The organism is Pelomonas sp. Root1217, assembly GCF_001425705.1.
Taxonomy (GTDB): domain Bacteria; phylum Pseudomonadota; class Gammaproteobacteria; order Burkholderiales; family Burkholderiaceae_C; genus Pelomonas.
Window position 1 is genome coordinate 522,234 of sequence record NZ_LMDC01000028.1, and the last position, 23,376, is coordinate 545,609.

The window sequence follows — 23,376 nt, forward strand, 5'->3', positions numbered from 1 at the left end:
CGCTCAGAACTTACAAGCGTTGTCCGCCATGTAGTCGGCGACCTTGACCTTGCCGGCAATGATGTCGGCCTTGATGGCTTCGACCTTGGCCTTTAGCGGCGGCGTGATGAGCTTGGCGTTGTTCTCGTCCAGCGCGTAATCCACGCCGCCTTCCTTCAGGCCCAGCACGCTGACGCCTGGCTTCCAGGCCTTCAGTACGTTGTAGACGGCCACGTCCACGTGCTTGACCATGGAGGTCAGCATGGTGCCGGGCTGGATGTGGTTCTGGTTGCTGTCCACGCCGATGGCGAGCTTGCCGGCGTCCTTGGCCGCTTGATACACGCCCACGCCCGTGCCGCCGGCGGCGGCGAAGACGACGTCCGAGCCCTTGGCGAACTGGCTCTTGGCCAGTTCACCGCCGCGGGTGGGGTCGTTCCAGGCCGTGGAGGTGGTGCCCGTCATGTTGGCGAACACCTCGATCTTGGGATTGGTCGCCTTGGCGCCCTGCTCGTAGCCGCACTGGAACTTGCGGATCAGCGGGATGTCCATGCCGCCGACGAAGCCGACCTTGTTGGTCTTGGTGACCAGGGCCGCCATGGCGCCGACGAGATAGCTGCCCTCGTGCTCCTTGAACAGCAGGGACTGCACATTGGGCAGGTCGACCTTGGCGTCGATGATGGCGAACTGGGTCTTGGGGAAGTCCTTGGCCACCTGCTGCAGGGCCGACGCCTGGGCGAAGCCGATGCTGATGATGGGGCTGGCGCCCCGCTCGGCCATGCGTCGGATCGCCTGCACGCGCTGGGTGTCGTTGCTGATCTCGAATTCGAGATAGGTCTTGCCGGTCTCCTTCTTCCATTGCTCGGCGCCCTGGTAGCCGGCCTGATTGAAGGATTTGTCGAACTTGCCGCCCATGTCGAAGATCACCGCGGGCTGCTGGGCCTGGGCCATGGCCGATGCGACCACCAGGGTCAAGGCGGCAAGACGGGGCAGAGAGGTCGTCATGGGCATGAGGTGAGCAAGGCGAAAGGGGCGCATTGTAGAAAACATCCCTCAAGTTTTACTGGGTAGGAAAATACGGATTCCCGCGGATCAGTGGGCACGGCTGTGGCGCAGGCGCCGGTGAGCCGCACGGGCATGGGGCAGCCAGCCGAGTGTCGCCCAACGCCGCCACATCAACAGGCCTCGAATCCACTCGTCTGCTGCATAAGCAATCCACACGCCAACCAAGCCCCAACCCAGGTAAACACCGAGGAACCAGCTGCCGCCCGCCAGCACGATGGCCATGGAGGCCGAACCGACCATCACCGGATAGCGCGCATCCCCGGCGGCCCGCAGCGCGTTGATGACGACGAGATTGAAGGTGCGCCCCGGCTCGACGAGCACCGTCCACCACAGCAGCGTGCAGCCCAGCGCAACGATGCCCGGGTCTGACGTGAAACGGGTCAGCAGCCAAGGGCCCGCCAGCGCAAAGCCACTGGACACGGCAAGCGCCAGCACCAGGCCCAGGGCCATCGAGCGGCGCACCAGACGGTGGGCCGCATGCAGCCGGCCCGCGCCGATCATGTGGCCGACCATGATCTCGACCGCGAAGCTGATGGCCAGGCTGAACATCAGGATCACGTGCATGAACTGCATCGTGTAGGCCTGCGTCGCCAGCGCGTGGGCGCCGAGCTGCGCGACGGCCGCCAGACTGGTCATGAAAGCCAGGCGCCAGGAGATGTTCTCAGCCGCGCCGGGGATGCCGATGTGCAGCACGGTCTTCAGCGGCTCGCGCACCAGCCGCCACCAGTCGGCCGCGCGCAGTCGCAGGTCCAGGCGCGTGCGCCACAGCAAGATATGCAGCAGCAAGCCCATGCCGCGCCCGCAGGTGCAGGCCAGCGCATAGCCCACCAGCCCCAGCCGCGGCATGGCCAGCAGGGCCACCACCAGCGTGACGACCTGGATGAGCACGACGACGGCCAGGGCCTCGCGGCTGCGCAGATGCGAGCGCATGACGCTGGACATGTTGGCGTTCCAGGCATCCAGCAGCAGCGCCGGTGCCAGCGCCTGCAGCAGCACCTTGGCCAGCGGCGCCACCTCGGGCGGCGCATTCACCAGCGTCAGCAGCGGACCTGCCGCGATCAATGCCGCCACGGCGCCGCCCAGGCCCAGCCAGCTGCTGGCGCCAACAACCGCTCGGGCCACCGCGTCGGCCTGGTCACGCCGGCCGGCGCCCAGGGCCTGGGTCACGGCCACACTGACGCCGGCGCCGATGACCCGGAACAGCACGAAGACGGCTGCAAACACCTGGTTGGCCAGGCCGAAGGCCGCACCGCTGTTGTCGGACAGCCGGGCGGCCAGCCCCGTGCCGATGATGCCGATGCCGATGCCCAGCAGCAGCTCCAGCAGCATCGGCCAGGTCAGCGCAAACAGACGCGGGCGAGCAGACAAGGCGGTCATTACCGGGTCTTAACGACGGGATTCACACAAGTCACAGCAAGCTCGCCAGAATGGGCCGGAATCGTAAAGGAGTAACCATGCCGAAACCCGCCGCCCACGCGTTTGCCAACACCCGGGCCAGCTTCAAGACCTCCGCCGGCAAGACCGGCCAGTACTTCTCCCTTCCCAAACTGGCCGAAACCCACCCGAACGTGGCGCGCATGCCCATTTCGATGCGCATCGTGCTGGAGAGCGTGCTGCGCAACTGCGATGGCAAGAAGGTGACGGCCGAGCATGTGGAGCAACTGGCGAACTGGAAGCCCAATGCCGCCCGCGCCGACGAAATCCCCTTCGTCGTCGCCCGCGTGGTGCTGCAGGACTTCACCGGCGTGCCGCTGTTGGCCGACCTGGCTGCCATGCGCAATGTGGCCGCGGCGATGGGCAAGAACCCCAAGGCCATCGAACCGCTGGTGCCGGTGGACCTGGTGGTGGACCACAGCGTGATGGTCGACTACTACGGCACCAAGCAGGCGCTGGACCTGAACATGAAGCTCGAGTTCGAGCGCAACCGCGAGCGCTACGAGTTCATGAAGTGGGGCATGCAGGCCTTCGACACCTTTGGCGTCGTGCCGCCGGGCTTCGGCATCGTCCACCAGGTCAATCTCGAGTACCTGGCGCGCGGCGTGCACCAGAAAGACGGCGTCTACTACCCCGACAGCCTGGTCGGCACCGACAGCCACACCACCATGATCAACGGCATCGGCGTCGTCGGCTGGGGCGTGGGCGGCATCGAGGCCGAGGCGGGCATGCTGGGCCAGCCGGTCTACTTCCTGACGCCCGACGTCGTCGGCTTCGAGCTGACCGGCCAGTTGCGCGAAGGCGTCACGGCCACGGATCTGGTGCTGACCGTCACCGAGATCCTGCGCAAGCACAAGGTCGTCGGCAAGTTCGTCGAATTTTTCGGCGAAGGCACCCGCACGCTGGCCCTGCCCGACCGCGCGACGATCGCCAACATGGCGCCCGAGTACGGCGCGACCATGGGTTTCTTCCCGGTCGACGACAAGACGGTCGAGTACTTCAAGGGCACGGGCCGCACCACAGCCGAGATCGAGGCCTTCGAGGCCTACTGGCGGGTGCAGCAGATGTTCGGCGTGCCCAAGGCCGGCGAGATCGACTTCACCTCGGTCGTGTCGCTGGACCTGGGCACCGTGGCGCCCAGCCTGGCCGGCCCGAAGCGCCCGCAGGACCGCATCGAGATCACCAACCTGGCCAGCAAGTTCGCCGAGCTCTTCAGCAAGCCGGTGGCAGAGAACGGCTTCAACCAGCCGGCCGAGAAGCTGGCCCAGCCCTTCGTGACCGAATCCGGCATCCCGGTGAAGAACGGCGACGTGCTGATCGCCGCCATCACCTCCTGCACCAACACCAGCAATCCCGGCGTGCTGCTGGCGGCCGGCCTGCTGGCCAGGAAGGCGGTCGACGCCGGCCTCAAGGTCGCGCCCCACATCAAGACCTCGCTGGCCCCGGGCTCGCGCATCGTCACCGAGTACCTGCAGAAGGCGGGGCTGCTGCCCTATTTGGAGAAGCTCGGCTTCAACGTCGCCGCCTATGGCTGCACGACCTGCATCGGCAACGCTGGCGACCTGACGCCCGAGCTGAACAAGCTCATCCAGGACAACGACCTGGTCTGCGCCGCCGTGCTGTCGGGCAACCGCAACTTCGAGGCCCGCATCCACCCCAACCTGAAGGCCAACTTCCTGGCCAGCCCGCCACTGGTCGTGGCCTATGCCATCGCCGGCACGGTGACGCGCGACCTGATGACCGAGCCCGTGGGCTATGGCAGCGGCGGCCGGCCGGTCTACCTTGGCGACATCTGGCCCAGCAGCGACGAGATCTACCAACTGATGAAGTACGCGATGGACCCCCAGGCCTTCAAGGCCAACTACGACAAGGTGGCCAGCCAGCCCGGCAAGCTGTGGAACGCCATCAAGGGCGTCACCGGCCAGGTCTACACCTGGCCCAAGAGCACCTACATCGCCCAACCGCCCTTCTTCGAAGGCTTCACGATGGCCCCGAAGACGCTGGTGTCGGGCGTCCAGGGTGCCAAGGTCATGGCGCTGTTCGGCGACTCGATCACCACCGACCACATCAGCCCGGCGGGCTCCTTCAGGGAAACCACGCCGGCCGGCAAGTTCCTGCTCGAGAACGGCGTCGCCAAGGCCGACTTCAATTCCTACGGCGCGCGCCGCGGCAACCACGACGTGATGATGCGCGGCACCTTCGCCAACGTGCGGGTCAAGAACCTGATGCTGCCCGCCCGCCCCGACGGCTCCCGCGAGGAAGGCGGCTACACGTTGAAGGACGGCCAGCAGACCACCATCTACGACGCTGCCATGGCCTACATCGCCGAGGGCACGCCCACCGTCATCTTTGCCGGCGAGGAATACGGCACCGGCTCCAGCCGGGACTGGGCCGCCAAGGGCACGCAGCTGCTGGGCATCAAGGCCGTCATCGCCAAGAGTTTCGAGCGCATCCACCGCAGCAACCTGATCGGCATGGGCGTGCTGCCGCTGCAGTTCAAGACGGGCACGAGCTGGGAGTCGCTGGGCCTGACGGGTGCCGAGACCATCGACATCAAGCTGGCCGACGACATCAAGCCCCAGGGCGACGCGACGATGACCCTCACGCGGGCCGATGGCTCGACCAAGGACGTGCCGCTGACGCTGCGCATCGACACGGCCATCGAGGTGGACTACTACTACCACGGCGGCATCCTGCCGTTCGTGTTGAGACAGTTGCTGGCGGCATAGCGCCCCTCGTCCAAGGCGAGCCCCCCTTTGGGGGCGGCTCGGCGCTCAGCTCGCAAATCCACCACCTGCCTAGACGGGTTTATGGGACAGGTTTGTCCCACGGCACGCACACCATCCCCTTCACCAGAATCCGCAGCTTCTTCAACCGAGTGCCCCCACCCGGGGCCGACAGGAGCTTGCATGAAGACCTGGTTCAAGTTGACCGCCGCCGCCTTCGCCGTTGCCGCCACAAGCGCCAGCCACGCCGCCGGCACCGAGTGCCTGGACGTGCGCCTGAGCACCGCCAATCCCGTTGTCAACGGCGATGTGGACGTCCACGTGGGCGTCGCCGTGACCAACCGCTGCCGCAGCGCGGTCCAGGTCCTGCGCTGGCAGCTGCCGAGCGACACCATGAGCGGCTCGCTGTTCACCGTGACGCGCGACGACCGGCCGGTGCGTTACACGGGCGCCGTCATCAAGCGCGCCGCCCCCACGGCCAAGGACTATGTCGAGATCGCTGCCGGCGCCACGCTGAACTACGAGGTCGAACTGACCGGCCACTACGACTTCAGCAAGAACGGCCGCTACGCCATCGAGTTCCACAGCGACCGGGGCACCCACGGCTCGGGCGCGCAGTCCATGCACAGCGCCGCGGCCACCTATCTGTGGACGCAAGGCCGCAATGAGAAGCTGGATGCCGCCAGCGCCGACGACGAAGCGGCCACCACGATGCGCGCCAATGCCGCTGCGGCCGCCAGCATCTCCTACACCGGCTCCTGCACCAGCAGCCAGAAGTCGTCCCTCGCCTCGGCCGTCACCGCGGCCACTAACTACTCAGTCAGTTCGACCAACTATCTCAACGGCACGCCGTCGGCCACGCCGCGCTACACGACCTGGTTCGGCGCCTACACGTCCTCGCGCTGGAACACGGCCAAGGACCACTACACCAAGGCCCGCAACGCCTTCCAGACCGCCGCGCTGACGCTGGACTGCAGCTGCAAGGACAGCGGCACCTATGCCTACGTCTACCCGACCCAGCCGTACAAGATCTACGTCTGCGGCGCCTTCTGGAGCGCGCCGATGACCGGCACGGACAGCAAGGGCGGCACGCTGGTGCACGAGATGATGCATTTCAACGTCATCGCCGGCACCGACGACTGGGCCTATGGCCAGAGCGCGGCCAAGAGCCTGGCCAGGTCCAATCCCACCAAGGCCCTGGACAATTCGGACAACCACGAATACTTTGCCGAGAACAGCCCGTTCCAGAACTGAGTTCCCTCGCGTTCGATGCGCCGCCTTCGGGCGGCGCTTTTTGTTGGGGGCTGTCGTTCCTGCGGCCCTGGGCTAGGCTCGCAACCATGCGTCTTCACCGCCTCCATCTCGCAGCCGCAGCCTTGTTCGCCGCCTGCCTTTCGCCCATGGCCCTTGCCGTAACGCCCCTGCAGCATGCCGAGCTGAGCTGCCAGTTCAAGGCCACACCCAAGCCCGACGGCCAGGTGTTGCTGCAGTTCAAATTGAGCAACAACGGCAAACGCGATCTGCACCTGCTGCGCTGGGGAAGCCCTTTCGAGGGCGCCTGGTTCGGACCCTTCGTGCAGGCCAGCACGCCGCAGGGGGAGCTGACCTTCCAGGGCGCGATGCGCAAGCGCGGCGATCCGTCGGCCCAGGACTATCTGCACCTGCCAGCCGGCGAGAGCCTGAGCGCCGAACTGACGCTGAACGACGCCTTCGCAGTGCCTCCCAACGGCACGCTGCGGTTGAAGGCCCGCTGGCATTGGCACGACATGATGCTCCGGGGCGCACCACCACGGCCGCGCGCTCAACATCGCGGTCTGGATCAGGACTGCGGCGAGGTCACGCTGGACCGCTGAGCCCCGACGCGGCCTGAAGAACGACTGCTGCCGACAGCGGCGTTACGCTGCCGCCCTTTCGCCGCACCACGCTCTCCATGCACCGCCTACCCGGCCTCGACCTCCTGCGCAGCATCGCCATCGTCTGGGTGATGTTCTTCCACACCTTCCTGATCGGCGGCCTGGGGCCGGACTGGACCTGGCCGCGGGCTATCGAAGCTGGCAGCATGCCGGCATGACGATCCAACCCGGCTCCGAACTCCACCTGCGCGACCTCGCCCGGCTGCGCCGGGTGCGCGACCGCATCGACCGCGAGTACGCCCAACCGCTGGACGTCGAGGCCCTGGCCCGAGGCGTGCACATGTCGGGCGGCCACCTGAGCCGGCAGTTCCGCCTGGCATACGGCGAATCGGTCTACAGCTATCTGATGACGCGCCGCATCGAACGTGCCATGGCCCTGCTGCGCCGTGGTGACCTGAGCGTCACCGAGGTCTGCTTCACGGTGGGTTGCTCGTCGCTGGGCACCTTCAGCACCCGCTTCAGCGAGCTGGTCGGCCAGTCGCCCAGCGCCTACAAGCGCGAGCAGGCCCAGGCGACGGCGGGCATGCCGTCCTGCGTCGCGCGCCAGGTGACGAAACCGATCAGGAATCGAGAAGCGCCGGAATCGAGCGAAACCTAGACTGCCCCCCATGGCTCAACAACTGAACGGAGATCACGCCATGGACATCAGCATTCACTCCAGCTTCCTGCCCCAATCCGACCCCGAGGCATCGATGGCCTTCTACCGCGACACCCTCGGCTTCGAGGTGCGCAACGACGTCGGCTACAACGGCCTGCGCTGGATCACGGTCGGCCCGGTCGGCCAGCCGGGCACCTCCATCGTGCTGCACCCGCCGGCGGTCACGCCGGGCGTCACCGAGGACGAGCGCCGCACCATCACCGAGATGATGGCCAAGGGCACTTTCGGCATGCTGATCCTGGCGACGCCCGACTTGGACAAGACCTTCGCCAAGCTGCAGGCCCAGGACGCCGAGATCGTCGAGGAACCGACCATGCAGCCCTATGGCGTTCGGGACTGCGCAGTCCGCGATCCCGCCGGCAATCTGCTCCGTATCCAAGAGAAGCGCTGAATGGCCGACGCTGACAACCACGACCGCATCCGCGTCCAGGGCGCACGCGAAAACAACCTCAAGGATGTCAGCGTCGACATCCCCAAGCGCCGCCTGACGGTGTTCACCGGCGTGTCGGGCTCGGGCAAGAGTTCGCTCGTCTTCGGCACCATCGCGGCGGAGTCGCAGCGCCTCATCAACGAGACCTACAGCGCCTTTGTGCAGGGCTTCATGCCCACACTCGCACGGCCCGAGGTGGATGTGCTGGAAGGCATCACCACGGCCATCATCGTCGACCAGGAGCGCATGGGCGCCAACGCCCGCTCCACGGTCGGCACGGCAACCGACGCCAACGCGATGCTGCGCATCCTGTTCAGCCGCGTCGGCAAGCCGCACATCGGCCCGCCCAGCGCCTTCGCCTTCAACGTGCCGTCGGTGCAGGCCACCGGCGTCATCACCGTCGACAAGGGCGGCGCCAGCCAGGCCGTCAAGCAGACCTTCTCGCGCACCGGCGGCATGTGCCCGCGCTGCGAGGGCATGGGCAGCGTCAGCGACTTCGACCTCGATCAGCTCTACGACGCGAGCAAGTCCCTCAACGGCGGCGCGATCAACATCCCCGGCTACAGCATGGAGGGCTGGTACGGCCGCATCTTCCGCGGCTGCGGCTTCTTCGACCCCGACAAGCCGATTGCCAAGTTCACCAAGCGCGAGCTGCACGACCTGCTGCACAAGGAGCCGACCAAGATCAAGGTCGACGGCATCAACCTGACCTATGCCGGCCTGATCCCCTCCATCCAGAAGTCCTTCCTGTCCAAGGACGTCGACGCGCTGCAGCCGCACATCCGCGCCTTCGTGGACCGTGTCATCACCTTCCAGACCTGCCCCGAGTGTCATGGCACACGGCTCAGCGAAGCGGCGCGGTCCTGCAAGATCGGCAAGCACAGCATCGCCGACGCCTGCGCCATGCAGATCAGCGACCTGGCCGACTGGGTGCGCGGGCTCAAGGGCGCCGAAGTCGCGCCGCTGCTGAAGGCGCTGAGCCATCTGCTGGATGCCTTCGGCGAGATCGGCCTGGGCTATCTGTCGCTGGACCGGCCGACCGGCACGCTCTCCGGCGGCGAGGCCCAGCGCGTGAAGATGATCCGCCACCTCGGCTCCTCGCTGACCGACGTCAGCTATGTGTTCGACGAACCGACGACCGGCCTGCACCCGCACGACATCCAGCGCATGAACGAGTTGCTCGGCCGGCTGCGCGACAAGGGCAACACCGTCCTCGTCGTCGAGCACAAGCCCGAGGTCATCGCGATTGCCGACCATGTCGTCGACCTCGGGCCCGGCGCCGGCGCGGCGGGCGGCGAGGTGGTCTTTGAAGGCAGCGTCGCCGGCCTGCGCAAGAGCGGCTCGCTGACGGGCCGACACCTGGACGACCGCGCGGCGCTGAAAGACACCGTTCGCAAATCCAAGGCCGCGCTGAAGGTGCGCGGCGCCAGCACGCACAACCTGCAGAAGGTCAATGTCGACATACCGCTGGGCGTGCTGTGCGTCGTCACCGGCGTGGCCGGCTCGGGCAAGAGCTCGCTGATCCACGGCTCGGTGTCCAAGCTGGAGGGCGTCGTCGCCATCGACCAGGCCGCCATCCGCGGCTCGCGGCGCAGCAACCCGGCCACCTACACCGGCCTGCTCGATCCCATCCGCAGCGCCTTCGCCAAGGCCAATGGTGTCAAACCCGCGCTGTTCAGCGCCAACTCCGAAGGCGCCTGCCCGACCTGCAATGGCAACGGCCTGATCTTCACGGACCTCGGACCGATGGCAACCGTGTCGACCGTCTGTGAGGACTGCGGCGGCAAGCGCTTCCAGGCGGCCGTACTCGAATACAAGCTGGGTGGGAAAGACATCAGCGAAGTGCTGGCCATGTCGGTTGCTGAGGCGGCGGCGTTCTTCTCCAAGCTGACACCCGCTGCGCATGCAATTCTGGAAAGGCTGTCAGACGTCGGCCTGGGCTATCTCAGCCTCGGCCAGCCGCTAACCACCCTGTCAGGTGGCGAACGCCAGCGCCTCAAGCTCGCCACGCAGATGGCCGAGAAGGGCGACGTCTACGTGCTGGACGAGCCGACCGCCGGCCTGCATCTGGCTGACGTCGAGCAACTGCTGGGCCTGCTGGACCGGCTCGTCGACGCGGGCAAGTCCGTCATCGTCATTGAGCACCACCAGGCCGTCATGGCGCATGCGGACTGGATCATCGATCTTGGGCCGGGTGCGGGGCACGACGGCGGGCGCGTGGTTTTCGAGGGCACACCGGCCGATCTGGTTGCCAAGCGCTCCACCCTGACGGGTGAGCATCTGGCGGACTACGTCGGCGCGGCCAAGCCCAAGGGGCGAGCCAAGAAATCCTAGCCCTGCACGGGCACGCTGATCTCGAACCAGAACCGGCTGCCCTGGGCCAGCCGGCTCTCCAGCTTGATTTCGCCGCCCATCATGCGCACCAGCTGCCGGCTGATGGCCAGGCCCAGGCCCGTGCCGCCGACACGCTGCTCGGCATTGCCGGCCTGCTCGAAGGGCTCGAACAGGCGGTAGACCTGGTCGTCGGCGATGCCCACGCCGGTGTCCTGCACTTCGAAGCACAGCCGCACATGGCCCGGCTCCGTGTCGGCCAAGGGTGGCAAGGCGCGCGCCATCAGCAGCACGCCGCCGACATGGGTGAACTTGACCGCGTTGCCCAGCAGGTTCAGCAGGATCTGGTTGAGCCGCTTTTCGTCGGTCAGCACCACAGCAGGCAGATTCGGGTCGAGCTGCAGATCGAGCGTGATGTGCTTGCCCTCGGCCATGACGCGCACGATGTCGATGACGGCCTGCAGGCGCGGGACCAGCTCGATCGGGCCGATGCGCAACTCGGCCTTGCCGGCCTCGATGCGCGACAGATCCAGGATGTCGACGATCAACGTCAACAGGTGCTGGCCGCTGCTGTGAATGATGTCCAGGCCGTTGCGTTGCTTCGGCGTCAGGCCGTCGTCCATCTTCAGGATCTGCGCGTAGCCCATGACGGCGTTCAGCGGCGTGCGCAGCTCGTGGCTCATGCGCGCCAGGAACTGGCTCTTGGCGCGGCTGGCGATCTCGGCACGCTCCTTGGCGTCGCTGAGTTCCAGCGTCCGCTCGGTCACCAGGTCCTCGAGGTGGTCACGGTGGGCGCCGAGCTCGGTCTCGCGCTCCTGCAGCGCCGTGATCATGCGGTTGAAGGTCTCGGCCATCGCCGCGATGTCGCGCGGGCCGCCGGCCGGCGCACGGGCATCGTTGTCGCCCAGCTCGACCCTCTCCATGGCCTCGGACAAGGCGCCCAGCGGCCGCGTCAGGCGCAGGATGAGAAAGCGCACCGCCAGCAGGAAGATGGTTGCAAACAGCACGGCCACGCCGAAGTTGGCGAGGAAGAGCGAGGCCTGGGTGCGGTGCAGCGTCGCCTTGCTCAGCACGATGCGCACATGGCCGAGCAGTTGCGCGGGGCGCAGCGTCACGTCGAATGGTGAGGCCTCGGGGCGGGTCCAGACCGGTGCAGCGAAGGCCCAGCTGTCTTCCGTCTCCTGGTCGAGCCAGGGTTCGCTGGCCGCCGGGTCGGGCACGGCCGGTGACGTGGTCGTGGGCAGGCGGTCCCGCTCGGGGCCGAGCGCCAGCAGCAGGCGGCCCTTGGTGTCGCGGATCTCGATGCCCATCACATCCGGGAAGGCCAGCGAGGCGCGCACCGCCTCCTCGGCGTTGTCGGCGGAGGCGTACAGCAGGGCCAATGAGCTGTTGGACGCCAGGTTGGCTGCCACACGACCGCCCTGCTCCATCAGCATGGCCCGCACCTGGCGACCACCTTGCCAGGCGTTGACGACCGCCATCAGCAAGGCCAGGCAGAGCGTGCCCAGCGCGACGGCGACGCTGAGATGGCGGCGGAACGAGGTCTCGCGCAACCAGCGCGCGTAGACGCGCAGCGGCCACGACCGCTGCGGCGGCGCGGCCACAGGCACGCTTTCATCCCGAAGGATGAGGGGCGGCTGGCTGTCCAGTGGAACGGGTGGCGTCACTCTCGAACCTCAGCTGGAGGGGTAGACCAGATCGAATCCCGACTGCACGGAGGCGACGTCAAGCCCCAGGTGCGCGGCGGTGCGGATGTTGATGGCGGCGCGGGCCTGGCGCAACGGCAGCACACCCGCCGCGCCCGATTTGGGGTTGGACGCGAGGCGTTGGGCAGACACGGCCAGTGAACGCCCGAGCTCATGGTTGTCCGGGTAGAGCGAAAACAACGCGCCGCGCTTCACATGCGCCAGGTGGCTGGAGAACACCGCGATATTGCGGTTCCAGCCTTCCTTGAGTACCAGCGTGAGCACGACGTTGTCATCCACGGTCGTCGGGTCCTGCGGCAGCCAGACGGCATCGCGGGCCGGGTCGGCCGAGGCCAGCAACTGGGTGTAGGCACGCAGAGCCTCGGCCTGGTCGGCGGCTTCCTGGGCCAGCAGCTCCAGCCCTTCGGTGCGGGCCGCCTCGCGCGCCAGCTTTACCAGCCAAGCGTTCAGCTTGGGGTCGTAGACCAAATGCACACGACGCATGGACGGCTTCAGGCGCCGCAGCCGTGCGAGCAGCAGGGCCGGGTCGGGCGCCAGTGTGTGGATGGGAAAGTTGCGAGCCTCGGACTCCTGAACCGACACGACGCAGCCGACCATCACGGCCAGTTCGTCGGCCAGCGCCGCCGCGACGCGCATGCCGCCGCGCCCGAGGCCGATCAATACCTTGACGTCTCGCTTGCGCACGTCGTCGGCGACCTGTGCCGGATTGGCGTTGCTGGCCAACGTGAAGGTCGTGACCGCGCCGCCGAGCCTGTCCTCGATGCCTTCGATGATGGTGGTGAAGACCTGGCGAAAGGGCTCGCCGAGCTCCGGGTAGACAACCACCAGCGAGCGCCCGAGCTCCGCCGCCGCGGCTGAACCGCCGGTCAACACCACGGCACCGCCCAGGGCCTGTTGCAACAAGGCGCGGCGCGTGGCGGGGCGGAGGCAACCGGGCTCAGTCAAAAGAAGAACGCTGTGTGGCAGGGTCGGGAGGGGTGGGCGGCATTATGCAAAGGCCCGCGCGCCATGGCGGAACAGGGCCGGAACAGCGGCGCGCGACGACGAACAGCGTCGTCCTCGACGAGCCACTGCGCAGCAGCGGTTCAAGCATGAACAGGTTGCAGATGCCGAGGCAGGTGCACGCCGGCACGGACCGGCCGGGCACCGCCGAAAGCCCGTCGCAATGGCGCATGGCAAGGGGCTTTCGATGGGCAACCGGAGGCAATCAATGGGGCTCTAGGCGTTCCGACGCCGGGCGCAGGGTGGGGCATTATGCAGACGGCCACCGGCCTTATGCGCGCCACTCCGGGAGGAGTTCACGATCACGCCACAGTCCCTGACGCCACTCGCTGGACCACCCCGGGGTGACAGCACAATACGCGCCCATTCACCCTCCACCTCGGAGACGCTGGCGATGAGACCTTTCTTTGGCTTGGTGATCCTATGCGGCGTCTGCTGGGCAGCCGGGCTGCCGGCCGCGTTTGCGCAGCCACCGAGCGAGGAAGAGGAACTGGCGCAGATCTACGGCGACAAGACGACCATCAGCATCGCCACCGGCGCAGCCCAGGCCTTGCGCCGCGCACCCGCCGTCGCCACGGTGATCACTGCCCAGGACATTGCCGCGATGGGCGCGACGGGCATCGACGAGGTGCTGGAGAGCGTGCCCGGCATCCATGTCAGCCGCAGCAACAACTCCTTTGCGCCGCTGTACCTGATCCGAGGCATCCACAGCGAATTCAATGCCCAAACGCTGATGCTGCTCAACGGCGTGCCACTGACCACCCTGTTCGTCGGCAACCGCGGCCTGGGCTGGGGCGACATGCCGGTGGAGAACATCGCCCGCATCGAGATCATCCGCGGGCCGGGCTCGGCGCTCTATGGCGCCGACGCGTTCTCGGGCGTCATCAACGTCATCACCAAGACGGCGGCCGACGTGGCGGGCACGGATATCGGCGCCCGCCTGGGCTCGTTCCGCAGCCGGGACGGCTGGCTGCAATACGGCGGAAAGGTGGGCAGCTATGACGTGGCCGCTTACCTGCGCGTCGGCAGCACCGATGGCCAGCGCGAGATCGTCGGCGCCGACCAGCAGAGCTTTCTGGACGGCCTCTTCGGCACCAAGGCCAGCCTGGCGCCCGGGTCCATGAACGTCGGCTTCAAGGCCCTGGATGCCAACGCCGACGTCAGCCGCGACAAGCTGCGCCTGCGCGGCAGCTACAAGCTGCGCGACGATCTGCAGACGGGCGCCGGCGTCGCCGGTGCGCTGGACCCGGTCGGGCGCTACAGGATCGAGCGAGTTACCTCGGACTTCTCCTGGTCGGACATCGAGCTCGGCAGCGACTGGCGAGGCACCGCGACGGCCAGCTACCTGCACTACAAGCAGACCTTCAACGTGCCGCTGCAACTGTTCCCGCCAGGCGCCTTTGGTGGATCGTTTCCCAAGGGCATGCTGGGCGCGCCCAATACCTGGGAGCGGCAGATCCGGCTTGCGGCCGTAGCGTCCTACGGCGGCTTCAAGGGCCACAACCTGCGCATCGGCGTCGGGCATGACGACCTCGACATGTACCGCACGCAGGAGTTCAAGAACTTCACCATCATCCCCAGCGGCCCCGCTGTCGGCCTGCCCGTGCCGCTGCCCAGCGGCCAGGTCCAGGAATTCCCCCCCGCGGAGTCCTTCGCCGAGCCGCACCGACGCGCGGTGAGCTACCTGTACGTACAGGACGAATGGAGCGTGGCCAAGGATTGGACGCTGACGGCGGGCCTGCGCCACGACCGCTACTCGGATTTCGGCAGCACCACCAACCCGCGCGCGGCGCTGGTGTGGGACGCCAACCTCGACCTTACGGTCAAGTTGCTGTACGGACGCGCCTTCCGCGCGCCGGCTTTCACCGAGCAGTACAGCATCAACAATCCCGTCATCCGCGGCAACGACGCGTTGAAGCCCGAGACGATCAGCACCTGGGAGGGGGCGTTTTCCTGGCAAGTCCGCTCTGACACCCAGCTCAACCTGAGCCTGTTCCGCTACGACATGAAGGACATCATCCGCACGAGCGACACCGGCGGCGGGACGGCCCAGTTCAACAACATCGGCGCCCAGCACGGGACTGGCCTGGAACTGGACGCGCAATGGGACGTGACGCGCAAGCTGCGCCTGAGTGGCAACCTGGCCCTGCAACGCTCCACCGAGGACATGACGGGCACTGACGCGGGCTATGCACCGCGCCAGCACCTGAACGCCCGGGCCGACTGGAGCATCGTGAACGGCTGGCTGCTCAGCGGGCAGGTCAACTACGTGGCCGAGCGCAAGCGCTCCGCGGGCGACGTGCGAGCACCCATCCCTGACTACACCACCGCGGACATCACCTTGCGCACCGGCAATGGCAAGAGCAGTGGCAAGGGCGCCTGGGACTTCGCGGTCTCGGTGCGCAACCTGTTCAACGCCGACGCCCGCGAGCCCAGCATGGCGCCCGGGCTGGCCCTGCCGGGCGACATCCCGCTGGCGCGGCGTTCACTCTACGTTCAGGCCGCCTACCACCTCTGAGGTCACCTCCGAGGCCTCGAAGCGCACCGGCAGGCTGCTGAAGCCGAACAGCACGAACGACGACAGCGGCTCGGCCGCGCGTTGCTCGTCCAGGCGCAACCCGCTGAAGCGACGCAGCAAGGTGGCGATGGCCACGCGCGCTTCCAGCCGGCCCAAGCCTGCGCCGAGGCAATAGTGGATGCCATGGCCGAAGCTCAGGTGCCGGTTGACGGTGCGAGTGATGTCGAAGCTGTCCGCGTGCGGGAAGGCCGACTCGTCACGGTTGCCCGAGGCGTTGAAGGTCATCACCTGCTGGCCGGCCTTGATGAGCTGGCCGCCCAGCACCACGTCGCACTTGGCGATGCGGGCGAAGAACTGGAACGGCGTGTTGAAGCGCAGCGCTTCTTCAATGGCCGACGGGAGCAGTCCGGGGTCCGCGATCAGCTGGGCGAGCGCTTTGGGATGGGACAGCAGCAGCTGCAGCGTGTTGCCGATGAGGTTGGCCGTGGTCTCGAAGCCGGCGATGAGCAGCAGCCGGCAGGTGCTGGCGACTTCCTGCAGCGTGAGCTTCTCGCCTTCTACTTCTGCAGCCAGCAGGCCGCTGACGAGGTCCTGGCGGGGCGTGTCGCGACGCTTCTCGATGAGGTCGGCGAGGTAGGCGTCGAGTTCGTCGACGGCCTGCGTCAGCTCGGGCGCCGGCACCTGGCCCATCAGCTCCATCTCCGCGGCGCGGATCGCAGGCACCGACCATTGCTTGAACTTGTCGCGGTCAGCCACCGGCAGGCCCAGCAACTCGGCGATCACCGTGACCGGCAGCGTGAAGGCCAGGTCGCTGACGAGGTCCATGCGGCCGGTGCTCTCCACACGGTCCAGCAGCTCATCGGTGATGGCCTTCACACTGGGCTCCAGGTCAGCAACGACCTTGCTCGTGAAGGCGCGCGCCACCAGGCGGCGGAACTGCGTGTGCCGCGGCGGGTCCATGAAGACCATCATCTTGCCGTCCGACAGGTCCGACGAAAAGGTCTTCGCATCGCCCAGCACCGTCTGGATGTCGTGGTAGCCGTAAACCTCCCAGACACCCAGCGCGTCGTTGAAATGCACGGGTGTCGTGGCGCGCATGTGCGCGTAGTGCGGGTAAGGGTTCATGTGTGCGGTCATGGTTGTGATGGAGCAGTGGGCCAGCGGCGTTCGGCCGGACCTTCATAGGCGATGTGGGCGCAAGACATCGGGAACACCGTGCCCGGCGCCCGCTCGGCGGCCTCGATGAAGCAAGGCGACATGCCGGCCAGGAACACCGGCACCTGGAAGTGGTGCATCTCGGTCGGCGAGAAGCCCAGGTCGGCGCACAGGGCTGACATCAGCGCCGCGTAGTTCATGCGCAGCTTGGGATTGCACTGCACCAGCAGCCGCTCGACTTCGAGCGCGATGTGCAGATGCGGGCCGTCGTCCAGCCGAAGTTCGCGGGCAATGCCCAGCACCCAAGGCAGGCGCTCGTCGATGCTGGCGATCGGGCGGCCGTAGCCGTAGATGCGGCCCTTCGCCAACTCGGCGTCGACGAACTCGTTCAAGGCTCCGATGCCATGCTGCTGCGCGCGGATCAGGAAGTCGATGCTGCTGACATAGGGGTGGCCGCCATAGATGGTGGCCTCTGACATCGCCAGCGCCGCTGCGATGCCCAGGCCCGGCGTGCTGCGTACCGAGCCGGCCAGCGCGGCCGTGCGGTTGTTCCAGATGCGCGCGTCCGGGTAGCTGGTGCAGACCCACAGGGCATGCAGCAGCTTGATCTGCGGCTCGGTGTGATGGCGCCCAGTGATGCCGAGCACATACAGCGCCATCCAGTCCAGATGACGCAGCTCGGCATGCAGGTCCTGGCCGCGGAAGACGGCGCGGGTGCCGACGAAGGCCTGGCCCATACGGGTGCTCATGCGGTCAGCGCTGCTCACCAGTGCTTCGGGTCCGTTCATGCCTCACCTCGCGGATCGTCCTGCAGGTCCAGGGCGAAGAACGGGAAGCTCTTGTGGCCCAACTCCTTTTGTTCCAGCGCATGCGCGGCCGCGCCGGGCAGCCGCAGCAGCAGGTGCAGCATTTCGCCCTGGTCGGGCGTGAAGCCCAGGTCGACAAAGGCGGCGGCGGCGACGCCAGTCATGGCCAGGCCACGGCCCGCGGCGGCTTCCAGCGGGACCCGGCTCTGGAGCAGCCAGGGCAGGCAGGGGCCGTCGCTCAGCGCGGCGAGCACCTGCAGCGTCCGCTCAACGACGCCGCCGCACCGTGCAGCATGCAGCTCGAACCCTGGTGGGTGGTCGGCCTGCGGCCAGATGCCGGCGCGCTCGGCAGCCGGTGTGGCCAGCGCACGCTCCCAGGCAGACGGGCTGCGGCCGCAGTCTTTGAACAGCTGTATCGCGGCCCAGACCTCACGCGCACCGCCTGCCTTGCCGGCGCCCACCGACAGTGCGGCGATCAGCGCCGCGGCAGCGGTCGAGCCGCCAACGCCGGCGCACATCGCGGCATGCACCGCCGCATCGCGCGGCCCAGGGTTGGACAGCGCAAGGGCCAACGCCTCCAGCATTCGCGCCTGCCCGGCGGACGGTGCTTCGCCGCGGAACAACAGAAAGAGCATGTCCACCCAGCGTGCTTGACCCAGCATGTCGCCATAGACGTCATAGCCGTGGCAGAGCGCGCGGCGAGCGGCGAAGCTGTTGTCGGGTTCCGGTTCCTCGTGCCAGATGCGCGTTCGGACCTGCGCTGTCATCGCGCCGTTCCCAGCGTCTTCATACGCAGGTTCATCGGCGGCACTTCCTCGCCGTCGATGCGGATGTCCAGCAGCGTCGGCCCCTGGCGCGACAGCAGCGCGTCGAAGTCCAGCGCGTCCAGGTCCTTTGGCGAGCGGATCACGTGTCCGGGGATGCCCATGGCAGCGGCCATCATGGCGAAGTCGACCTTGGGCAGCTGGAAGCCGATGGGTTCTGCGCCGGCCAGGCGCTGGCCATGCTTGACCATGCCCAGGGCCCCGTCGTTGAGCACCACATAGAGCACCGGCAGGCCCAGCTCAGCGGCCACCGTGATCTCCTGGCCGTTCATCAGGTAGCTGCCGTCTCCCGTCAGGCAGACGACCGGGCAGCGCCGGTTGGCCATCGCAATGCCGACGGCGGAGCCGATGGCCCAGCCCATGGGCGCGAAGTCCATCGTCACGCGCAGCCAGCTGGAACTGCGCGTGCGCCTTTCCTTGCCGGCCGGCAGATAGGCGCCACCCGGCATGCGGGCGCGCTGGTCATGCGGCGCCAGGTAGTGCACGGCCCAGGCCGCGCTGTTGCCGGCGTCGGCTACGAAACGGGTCTGCGGCGGGCAGCGCTCGCTCAAGGTCGCCAGCAGGCGCTGCGGCTTCACCGGCGCGCTGTCGCTGTGGATGGCTTGCGGGCTGTCGACCATGGCCTCATAGGCCTGGCGCGCCGTCTGCGGATGCATGAAAGGCAGCAGCTGCCCTTCCGGACCGTTCTGCGATGGCGCCAGCAGCGTCATCAGTTGCTCGCAGACCGACTTGATGTGGCCGCGCACATGCAGCCGCGCCATTTGCGAGCGCATCAGGTTCTCGTCGCTGTCGTCCACGTGGACGAGGCGGCTGTTCAGCAGCGCGGCCGACCAGCCCCCGCTGTTGAACTCGCCAAAGCCCGTGCCCAGGGCGATGACCAGGTCAGGCTCGCTCGACAGCAGCTCGGCCGCGCTGGCGTGGCCACCAAAACCGAACACGCCGCGGTAACGCGGGTGGCGCGGGTTGATGAAGCCCTTGCCGTCAGGCGTCGTGATGAAGCTGCCGTCGGTCAGCTGCACCAGCTGCATCAATTCGTTGGCGGCATCGCCGCAACCGTCACCGATCAACCAGACGGGCTGGCGGGCCGAGAACAGCAGGCGTGCGAGCTGGCGCACGGCGGGAAGGTCGACCATGGCCGGCGCGCGGCGCAGCAGGCCGGCGAAGTCCGGCGTCTCCATGTCGTCGGGCAGGGGTTCGCGCAGGATGTCCACCGGGATGGACAGGTGGCTCGGCCCGCTCGGTGCGCGCTGGGCCTGCATCAGTGCATTGAAGAGCTTGGTGGGCAGTTGCTCGACATGCGAGACCAGCGAGTTGTAGCGCGTGCACGGGCGGAACATCGCCATCGTGTTGATGCCGGTGCAGCTGGACTCCTGCAGCGCGCCCTTGCCGAAATTCTTGATCGGCGGCTGGCCGGTGATGACCAGCATCGGCACGTTGTTGTCATAGGCGCAGGCCACGCCGGTGATCAGGTTGGTGGCACCCGGCCCGGAGGTGGCGATGCACACGCCGATGCGGCCGGTCTCGCGGGCATAGCCGTCGGCCATGTAAGCCGCACCTTGTTCGTTGCGGGCCACGACGGCCTGTGGGCCACCGCGGCGGGCGCTGCGCGCGAGGGCGTTGTAGAGCGGCTCGATGGCGCCACCCGGCACGCCGAAGACGTATTCCACGCCCAGCGCGGCCAGCGCATCGACGAGCAGGTCCGCTGCGTCGCGCGCGGCAGGTTCGCGCGCCCCATCCGACGCCGGATGGGACGCCTCGGTATAGAACGGGGCGAGAGCAGTATTTGATTCCACGTTGCAGCAGTCGATAGACACCGCACCGGAAGGCCGCATGGCGCTGCGAACAGCGCCATGCACCTGCTTGTCGGCACGACATCGGGAGAGATGAATCCACCCACGGTGGACCCCGAACGGCCGCCGGGCAAACACCCGAACGACCTTGCCCCTCCCTGCGTGCGCTTGGGGCGCCGGCGCTGACTACACCTGGCCCTGCAACATCTAATGGCTGCGCATGAATACGTTTCCGCAACCGCACAACAACCGCAACTGTATCTAGTTGCAACAATTTCGCATCCCCGCAAATGCGGGCGGCAGGACGTCACGGGGTCAAGGCTTGACCTTCGCTCCCGTAAGTTGCGCGACAGCTGCGAGTGTTGTCTGTGCCGCGTTGAGGCCGAGCAGGAAGTCCTTGTCCGAGTAGTTCACGAACAGGTCGCTCGGCTGGTGCCAGTGCGGGTTCCAGCCGGCACCAATCTGCTGGCCGCGCTCGTTCTCGCGCAGCGAGATCGCCGGCACTTCGTCCATGAACGGTGTCGAGTCGGTATTGGTCATGTGAAAGCCTACGGCCGCCGGGTAGTTCGTCGCGTACCGGTCGTTGGCCGCGCGGAAATGCCAGGCCAGCTTGGCCGCCGCATCCGCGAACCGGGACGTGGACTGGTACTCGATGTTCACGTCGGCCTCGGCACGCTGCTCCTTGGGCGGCGCGTAGACCGGCTGGCCCTTGGCATCCAGCACTGGCTTGCCCGCCGCGTCCAGCTTGGGCACGGGCATGCCGTGGTCGAACATCATCATGTCGTGCTGGATCATGCCCAGCCACTTCGGCTCGGGGTAAAGCCCCGAGCCCTTGGGCGACTCGATGCCCTGCAGGTCCTTGCGCTGGGCAACATAGGCATGGGCGCCGTTCAGGCCGGTCTCCTCGTTGTTCCACAGCACGAAGCGGATGGAGCGTTCGGTCGTCACGCCCGGCAGGCTGAAGATGCGCGCCAGCTCCATGACCAGGGCCGTGCCCGAGCCGTTGTCGTTGGCCGCCTCGCCCCAGCCGATGCCATCCATGTGCGCGCCGACGATGTACATCTCGTCCGGCCGCGTGGCGCCGACCTTGGTGCAATAGACGTTCTCGCGCAGCGAAGTGCCCTCGGGCGTCGGCTCGGCGTTCAGCTTGCGCAGGCGCTCGTCGGGCTGCGCCAGCGGATCGGTGTTCACGCCGATGGGCGCGCGCTTGCCGAACAGCGTGCTGCCGCCCTGCCCGGCTGGTCCACCAGCCAGCGGGTCACGGGGTGCGGCCGGCGTGCGTTTGGCAGGTTCGGTGAAGGAGTACTGCAGCCGCTCGGTGTTCGTGCAGCCATAGCTCTTCAACTGCGTCTCGACCCAGTCCAGCGCTGCCCGGTTGCGCGCCGTGCCTTGGCGGCGGTCACCGAACTGGGTCAGGCCTTTGATCGTCGCTTTGTACTTCTCGAGGTCAAGGTGGTTGACAAGGGTGGCGACGGGGTCGGCCGAATCGGCGGCTTGCGCCTGGGCCTGACCGGCGGCGAGCAGTGCGACGACGACAGTGGCGGTCTTGAAGGACATGGCTGGCGGAGTTGAATCGGGCAGGCACGCATCCTAGGCCGGCAGCGCCAGGTTCGCCGACAGCAGCAGGGCCGGCGCAGCGCGATCGTCCGGGTCGGTCACCAGCAACAGTTGCAGCACACCGTTCTCGACGGTCGCAGCAATCCCCTCGGCCTTGCATCGCAAGGACAGCGGCAACACGGCGCGCAGCTGACCGTCAGCGGCAACTACGCCGACGGCCGATCCACGGCAAGGCCCGTCCGCGTAGTTGTCATCGGTCGCTTCCGCTGCCGCGCAGAACACCCAGCGGCCGTCGGGCAAGGCGGCGCCGTCCGTAAAGCACAAAGGCACGCCGTCGATGCTGCCGAGGTCATAGGGCGCGCTGGAGACCGGCTCCGGCGCTGGTGCGGTGCCGCTGAGCCAGGCCTGAACGGCCAGCCAGTCGAAAGTGATCAGCACATTGGCCGCGTTGGTGGCATTGCCCCGCTGCAGCAGGCAGAACCGACCTCCACCGACAAAGGCGCCCTCGATATTCAGGTGTTCGTGCTGTACGTGCAGCGGCGCGTACAAGGCGGACAAGTCAAGTTCGCGCACAGCGCCCCGGAGATCACCCACCTCGTCGCATGCCAGCAGCGCCGCACGCTGACGCTGGGGGCGTGAGCCCGAGCCCAAGACCAGCAACGCGCCCTGTGGCCAGCTTTGGCAGGGTGGCAACTGCGCCAGCGCCTCCAGGTCCGGCTTGGCCTTTTTGCGGGCCTTGTGGGCCGCCGGCAACTCGCCGTCAAAGAGCCGGCGCAGCGAGCCGGGCGCGTCGCCAACCAAACCGAACACGGCCAACTGGAGCTCGTCATCGGCGACGACATAGAGCCGCTGCCCCACGCGCACCAACCCGCTGGCGGCGCTGAGGTGGCCCGCACCTGAACCCGTCTCCATCGACAGCGTCCGCACCACCTCGACGTCCAGCATCGCGACACACCTCCGAAAAGAAGTGCGCGCGATCCTAGCTGCCACTCAGTTCAGGCCCGCCTTGTCCAGCCCGAACATCTTGTCCGCCGAGCCCGGCACATTGCGCACCGCCACATTCATGCGATTCCAGCCGTTGATGGCAGCAACGCGCCAAGTCAGCTCTGACAGTTCCTCGGGCGGGAAATGCTCGCTGACCTCGACATAGGCAGCGTCGGAGACGCCTTCGGCCGGGATGCGCGTCAACAGCTCCGTCCATGCCAGGGCGGCACGCTCCTTGGGCGTGAACAGCGGCGACTCGCGCCAGATGGCGACGTGGTGCAGGCGCAGCTCGCGCTCGCCGTGCATCTTGGCCTGCTTGACGTGCATGTCCAGACAGAAGGCGCAGCCGTTGAGCTGCGACGCGCGGATGTCGATCAGCACGGCCAGCGTCTTGTCCATGCGGAAGGCCATGCTGAAGTCCAGGTACTTCTTGGACAGGTCGGCGGACTGGCGGAAGTAGTCGAGGCGGGCTTGGTGCGTGCTCATGATGATGTCCTTAGG

The 23,376-nt window shown here is 67.3% G+C and carries 19 protein-coding genes; 8 read left to right on the forward strand and 11 right to left on the reverse strand.

Features of this window, described 5'->3' with window-relative positions; translation table 11 throughout:
* Positions 1–3 precede the first annotated feature (3 nt).
* Complete coding sequence (locus ASC95_RS22400) at positions 4–987, reverse strand: BMP family protein (RefSeq protein ID WP_057299903.1); 984 nt, start codon at positions 985–987, stop codon at positions 4–6.
* An 81-nt stretch (positions 988–1,068) separates the two neighbouring features.
* Positions 1,069–2,418 (reverse strand): MATE family efflux transporter, encoded by a 1,350-nt coding sequence (locus ASC95_RS22405; RefSeq protein ID WP_057299904.1) that lies wholly within the window; start codon positions 2,416–2,418, stop codon positions 1,069–1,071.
* A gap of 77 nt (positions 2,419–2,495) precedes the next feature.
* Here ASC95_RS22405 and acnA point away from each other — a divergent pair, with 77 nt between their 5' ends.
* The 7 genes from acnA (at position 2,496) to ASC95_RS22435 (ending at position 10,536) form a co-directional block, all read left to right on the forward strand.
* The gene (gene acnA / locus ASC95_RS22410; RefSeq protein WP_057299905.1) at positions 2,496–5,204 is read left to right on the forward strand and encodes an aconitate hydratase AcnA; all 2,709 of its coding nucleotides are present in this window, start codon (positions 2,496–2,498) and stop codon (positions 5,202–5,204) included.
* Between the two features lie 180 nt (positions 5,205–5,384).
* A complete protein-coding gene (locus tag ASC95_RS22415) occupies positions 5,385–6,455 on the forward strand; it encodes a M35 family metallo-endopeptidase (protein ID WP_057299906.1) in 1,071 nt (356 codons plus the stop codon).
* A 146-nt stretch (positions 6,456–6,601) separates the two neighbouring features.
* Positions 6,602–7,054 carry a hypothetical protein gene (locus tag ASC95_RS22420; protein ID WP_157256456.1) on the forward strand — a complete coding sequence of 151 codons (453 nt, stop codon included), beginning with the start codon at positions 6,602–6,604 and terminating at the stop codon, positions 7,052–7,054.
* A gap of 77 nt (positions 7,055–7,131) precedes the next feature.
* Complete coding sequence (locus ASC95_RS30895; protein ID WP_157256457.1) at positions 7,132–7,272, forward strand: hypothetical protein; 141 nt, start codon at positions 7,132–7,134, stop codon at positions 7,270–7,272.
* The gene (locus ASC95_RS22425) at positions 7,269–7,712 is read left to right on the forward strand and encodes a helix-turn-helix transcriptional regulator (RefSeq protein WP_057299908.1); all 444 of its coding nucleotides are present in this window, start codon (positions 7,269–7,271) and stop codon (positions 7,710–7,712) included. Before ASC95_RS30895 ends, ASC95_RS22425 begins: the two co-directional genes overlap by 4 nt.
* A gap of 10 nt (positions 7,713–7,722) precedes the next feature.
* The gene (locus ASC95_RS22430; protein ID WP_235538015.1) at positions 7,723–8,163 is read left to right on the forward strand and encodes a VOC family protein; all 441 of its coding nucleotides are present in this window, start codon (positions 7,723–7,725) and stop codon (positions 8,161–8,163) included.
* Positions 8,164–10,536 (forward strand): excinuclease ABC subunit UvrA, encoded by a 2,373-nt coding sequence (locus ASC95_RS22435; RefSeq protein ID WP_057299910.1) that lies wholly within the window; start codon positions 8,164–8,166, stop codon positions 10,534–10,536.
* On the opposite strand, the gene ASC95_RS22440 is transcribed toward ASC95_RS22435, so the two are convergent.
* Both ASC95_RS22440 and ASC95_RS22445 read right to left on the reverse strand, forming a co-directional pair.
* Positions 10,533–12,200 (reverse strand): ATP-binding protein, encoded by a 1,668-nt coding sequence (locus ASC95_RS22440; RefSeq protein WP_157256458.1) that lies wholly within the window; start codon positions 12,198–12,200, stop codon positions 10,533–10,535. The two genes, ASC95_RS22435 and ASC95_RS22440, sit on opposite strands and share 4 nt — an antisense overlap.
* Before the next feature lie 9 nt (positions 12,201–12,209).
* On the reverse strand, positions 12,210–13,142 hold the full coding sequence (locus ASC95_RS22445; protein WP_057299912.1) for an ABC transporter substrate binding protein: 933 nt from the start codon (positions 13,140–13,142) through the stop codon (positions 12,210–12,212).
* Positions 13,143–13,635: 493 nt separating this feature from the next.
* Between ASC95_RS22445 and ASC95_RS22450 the strand changes: the two genes are divergently transcribed.
* Positions 13,636–15,759, forward strand: a complete 2,124-nt coding sequence (locus ASC95_RS22450; RefSeq protein WP_057299913.1) for a TonB-dependent siderophore receptor — start codon at positions 13,636–13,638, stop codon at positions 15,757–15,759.
* Here the strand turns inward: ASC95_RS22450 and ASC95_RS22455 are convergent.
* From ASC95_RS22455 to ASC95_RS22485, 7 genes are all read right to left on the reverse strand, one after another.
* Positions 15,727–16,896, reverse strand: a complete 1,170-nt coding sequence (locus ASC95_RS22455) for a cytochrome P450 (protein ID WP_082568016.1) — start codon at positions 16,894–16,896, stop codon at positions 15,727–15,729. The genes ASC95_RS22450 and ASC95_RS22455 overlap by 33 nt on opposite strands.
* Positions 16,893–17,702 (reverse strand): citrate/2-methylcitrate synthase, encoded by an 810-nt coding sequence (locus ASC95_RS22460; protein WP_057299915.1) that lies wholly within the window; start codon positions 17,700–17,702, stop codon positions 16,893–16,895. Before ASC95_RS22460 ends, ASC95_RS22455 begins: the two co-directional genes overlap by 4 nt.
* Entirely contained in the window at positions 17,699–18,487 is a 789-nt protein-coding gene (locus ASC95_RS22465; protein ID WP_057299916.1) for a hypothetical protein, read from the reverse strand. The genes ASC95_RS22460 and ASC95_RS22465 overlap by 4 nt, the downstream gene beginning before the upstream one ends.
* On the reverse strand, positions 18,484–20,337 hold the full coding sequence (locus ASC95_RS22470; protein WP_235538016.1) for a thiamine pyrophosphate-binding protein: 1,854 nt from the start codon (positions 20,335–20,337) through the stop codon (positions 18,484–18,486). Before ASC95_RS22470 ends, ASC95_RS22465 begins: the two co-directional genes overlap by 4 nt.
* 312 nt (positions 20,338–20,649) lie before the next feature.
* Positions 20,650–21,891 (reverse strand): M28 family metallopeptidase, encoded by a 1,242-nt coding sequence (locus ASC95_RS22475; protein WP_057299917.1) that lies wholly within the window; start codon positions 21,889–21,891, stop codon positions 20,650–20,652.
* 33 nt (positions 21,892–21,924) lie between these two features.
* Positions 21,925–22,836 carry a hypothetical protein gene (locus ASC95_RS22480; protein WP_057299918.1) on the reverse strand — a complete coding sequence of 304 codons (912 nt, stop codon included), beginning with the start codon at positions 22,834–22,836 and terminating at the stop codon, positions 21,925–21,927.
* Between the two features lie 45 nt (positions 22,837–22,881).
* Positions 22,882–23,361, reverse strand: coding sequence for a carboxymuconolactone decarboxylase family protein (locus ASC95_RS22485; protein WP_057300466.1), 480 nt, complete (start codon positions 23,359–23,361; stop codon positions 22,882–22,884).
* Between the last annotated feature and the right edge of the window lie 15 nt (positions 23,362–23,376).

Coding starts and splice junctions, on each gene's coding strand:
- acnA (WP_057299905.1), top strand. CDS start 2,496: ATGCCGAAACCCGCCGCCCACGCGTTTGCCAACACCCGGGCCAGCTTC.
- ASC95_RS22485 (WP_057300466.1), bottom strand. CDS start 23,361: ATGAGCACGCACCAAGCCCGCCTCGACTACTTCCGCCAGTCCGCCGAC.
- ASC95_RS22465 (WP_057299916.1), bottom strand. CDS start 18,487: ATGACAGCGCAGGTCCGAACGCGCATCTGGCACGAGGAACCGGAACCC.
- ASC95_RS22455 (WP_082568016.1), bottom strand. CDS start 16,896: ATGACCGCACACATGAACCCTTACCCGCACTACGCGCACATGCGCGCC.
- ASC95_RS22475 (WP_057299917.1), bottom strand. CDS start 21,891: ATGTCCTTCAAGACCGCCACTGTCGTCGTCGCACTGCTCGCCGCCGGT.
- ASC95_RS22450 (WP_057299913.1), top strand. CDS start 13,636: ATGAGACCTTTCTTTGGCTTGGTGATCCTATGCGGCGTCTGCTGGGCA.
- ASC95_RS22415 (WP_057299906.1), top strand. CDS start 5,385: ATGAAGACCTGGTTCAAGTTGACCGCCGCCGCCTTCGCCGTTGCCGCC.
- ASC95_RS22460 (WP_057299915.1), bottom strand. CDS start 17,702: ATGAACGGACCCGAAGCACTGGTGAGCAGCGCTGACCGCATGAGCACC.
- ASC95_RS30895 (WP_157256457.1), top strand. CDS start 7,132: ATGCACCGCCTACCCGGCCTCGACCTCCTGCGCAGCATCGCCATCGTC.
- ASC95_RS22435 (WP_057299910.1), top strand. CDS start 8,164: ATGGCCGACGCTGACAACCACGACCGCATCCGCGTCCAGGGCGCACGC.
- ASC95_RS22430 (WP_235538015.1), top strand. CDS start 7,723: ATGGCTCAACAACTGAACGGAGATCACGCCATGGACATCAGCATTCAC.
- ASC95_RS22405 (WP_057299904.1), bottom strand. CDS start 2,418: ATGACCGCCTTGTCTGCTCGCCCGCGTCTGTTTGCGCTGACCTGGCCG.
- ASC95_RS22480 (WP_057299918.1), bottom strand. CDS start 22,836: ATGCTGGACGTCGAGGTGGTGCGGACGCTGTCGATGGAGACGGGTTCA.
- ASC95_RS22420 (WP_157256456.1), top strand. CDS start 6,602: ATGGCCCTTGCCGTAACGCCCCTGCAGCATGCCGAGCTGAGCTGCCAG.
- ASC95_RS22400 (WP_057299903.1), bottom strand. CDS start 987: ATGCCCATGACGACCTCTCTGCCCCGTCTTGCCGCCTTGACCCTGGTG.
- ASC95_RS22425 (WP_057299908.1), top strand. CDS start 7,269: ATGACGATCCAACCCGGCTCCGAACTCCACCTGCGCGACCTCGCCCGG.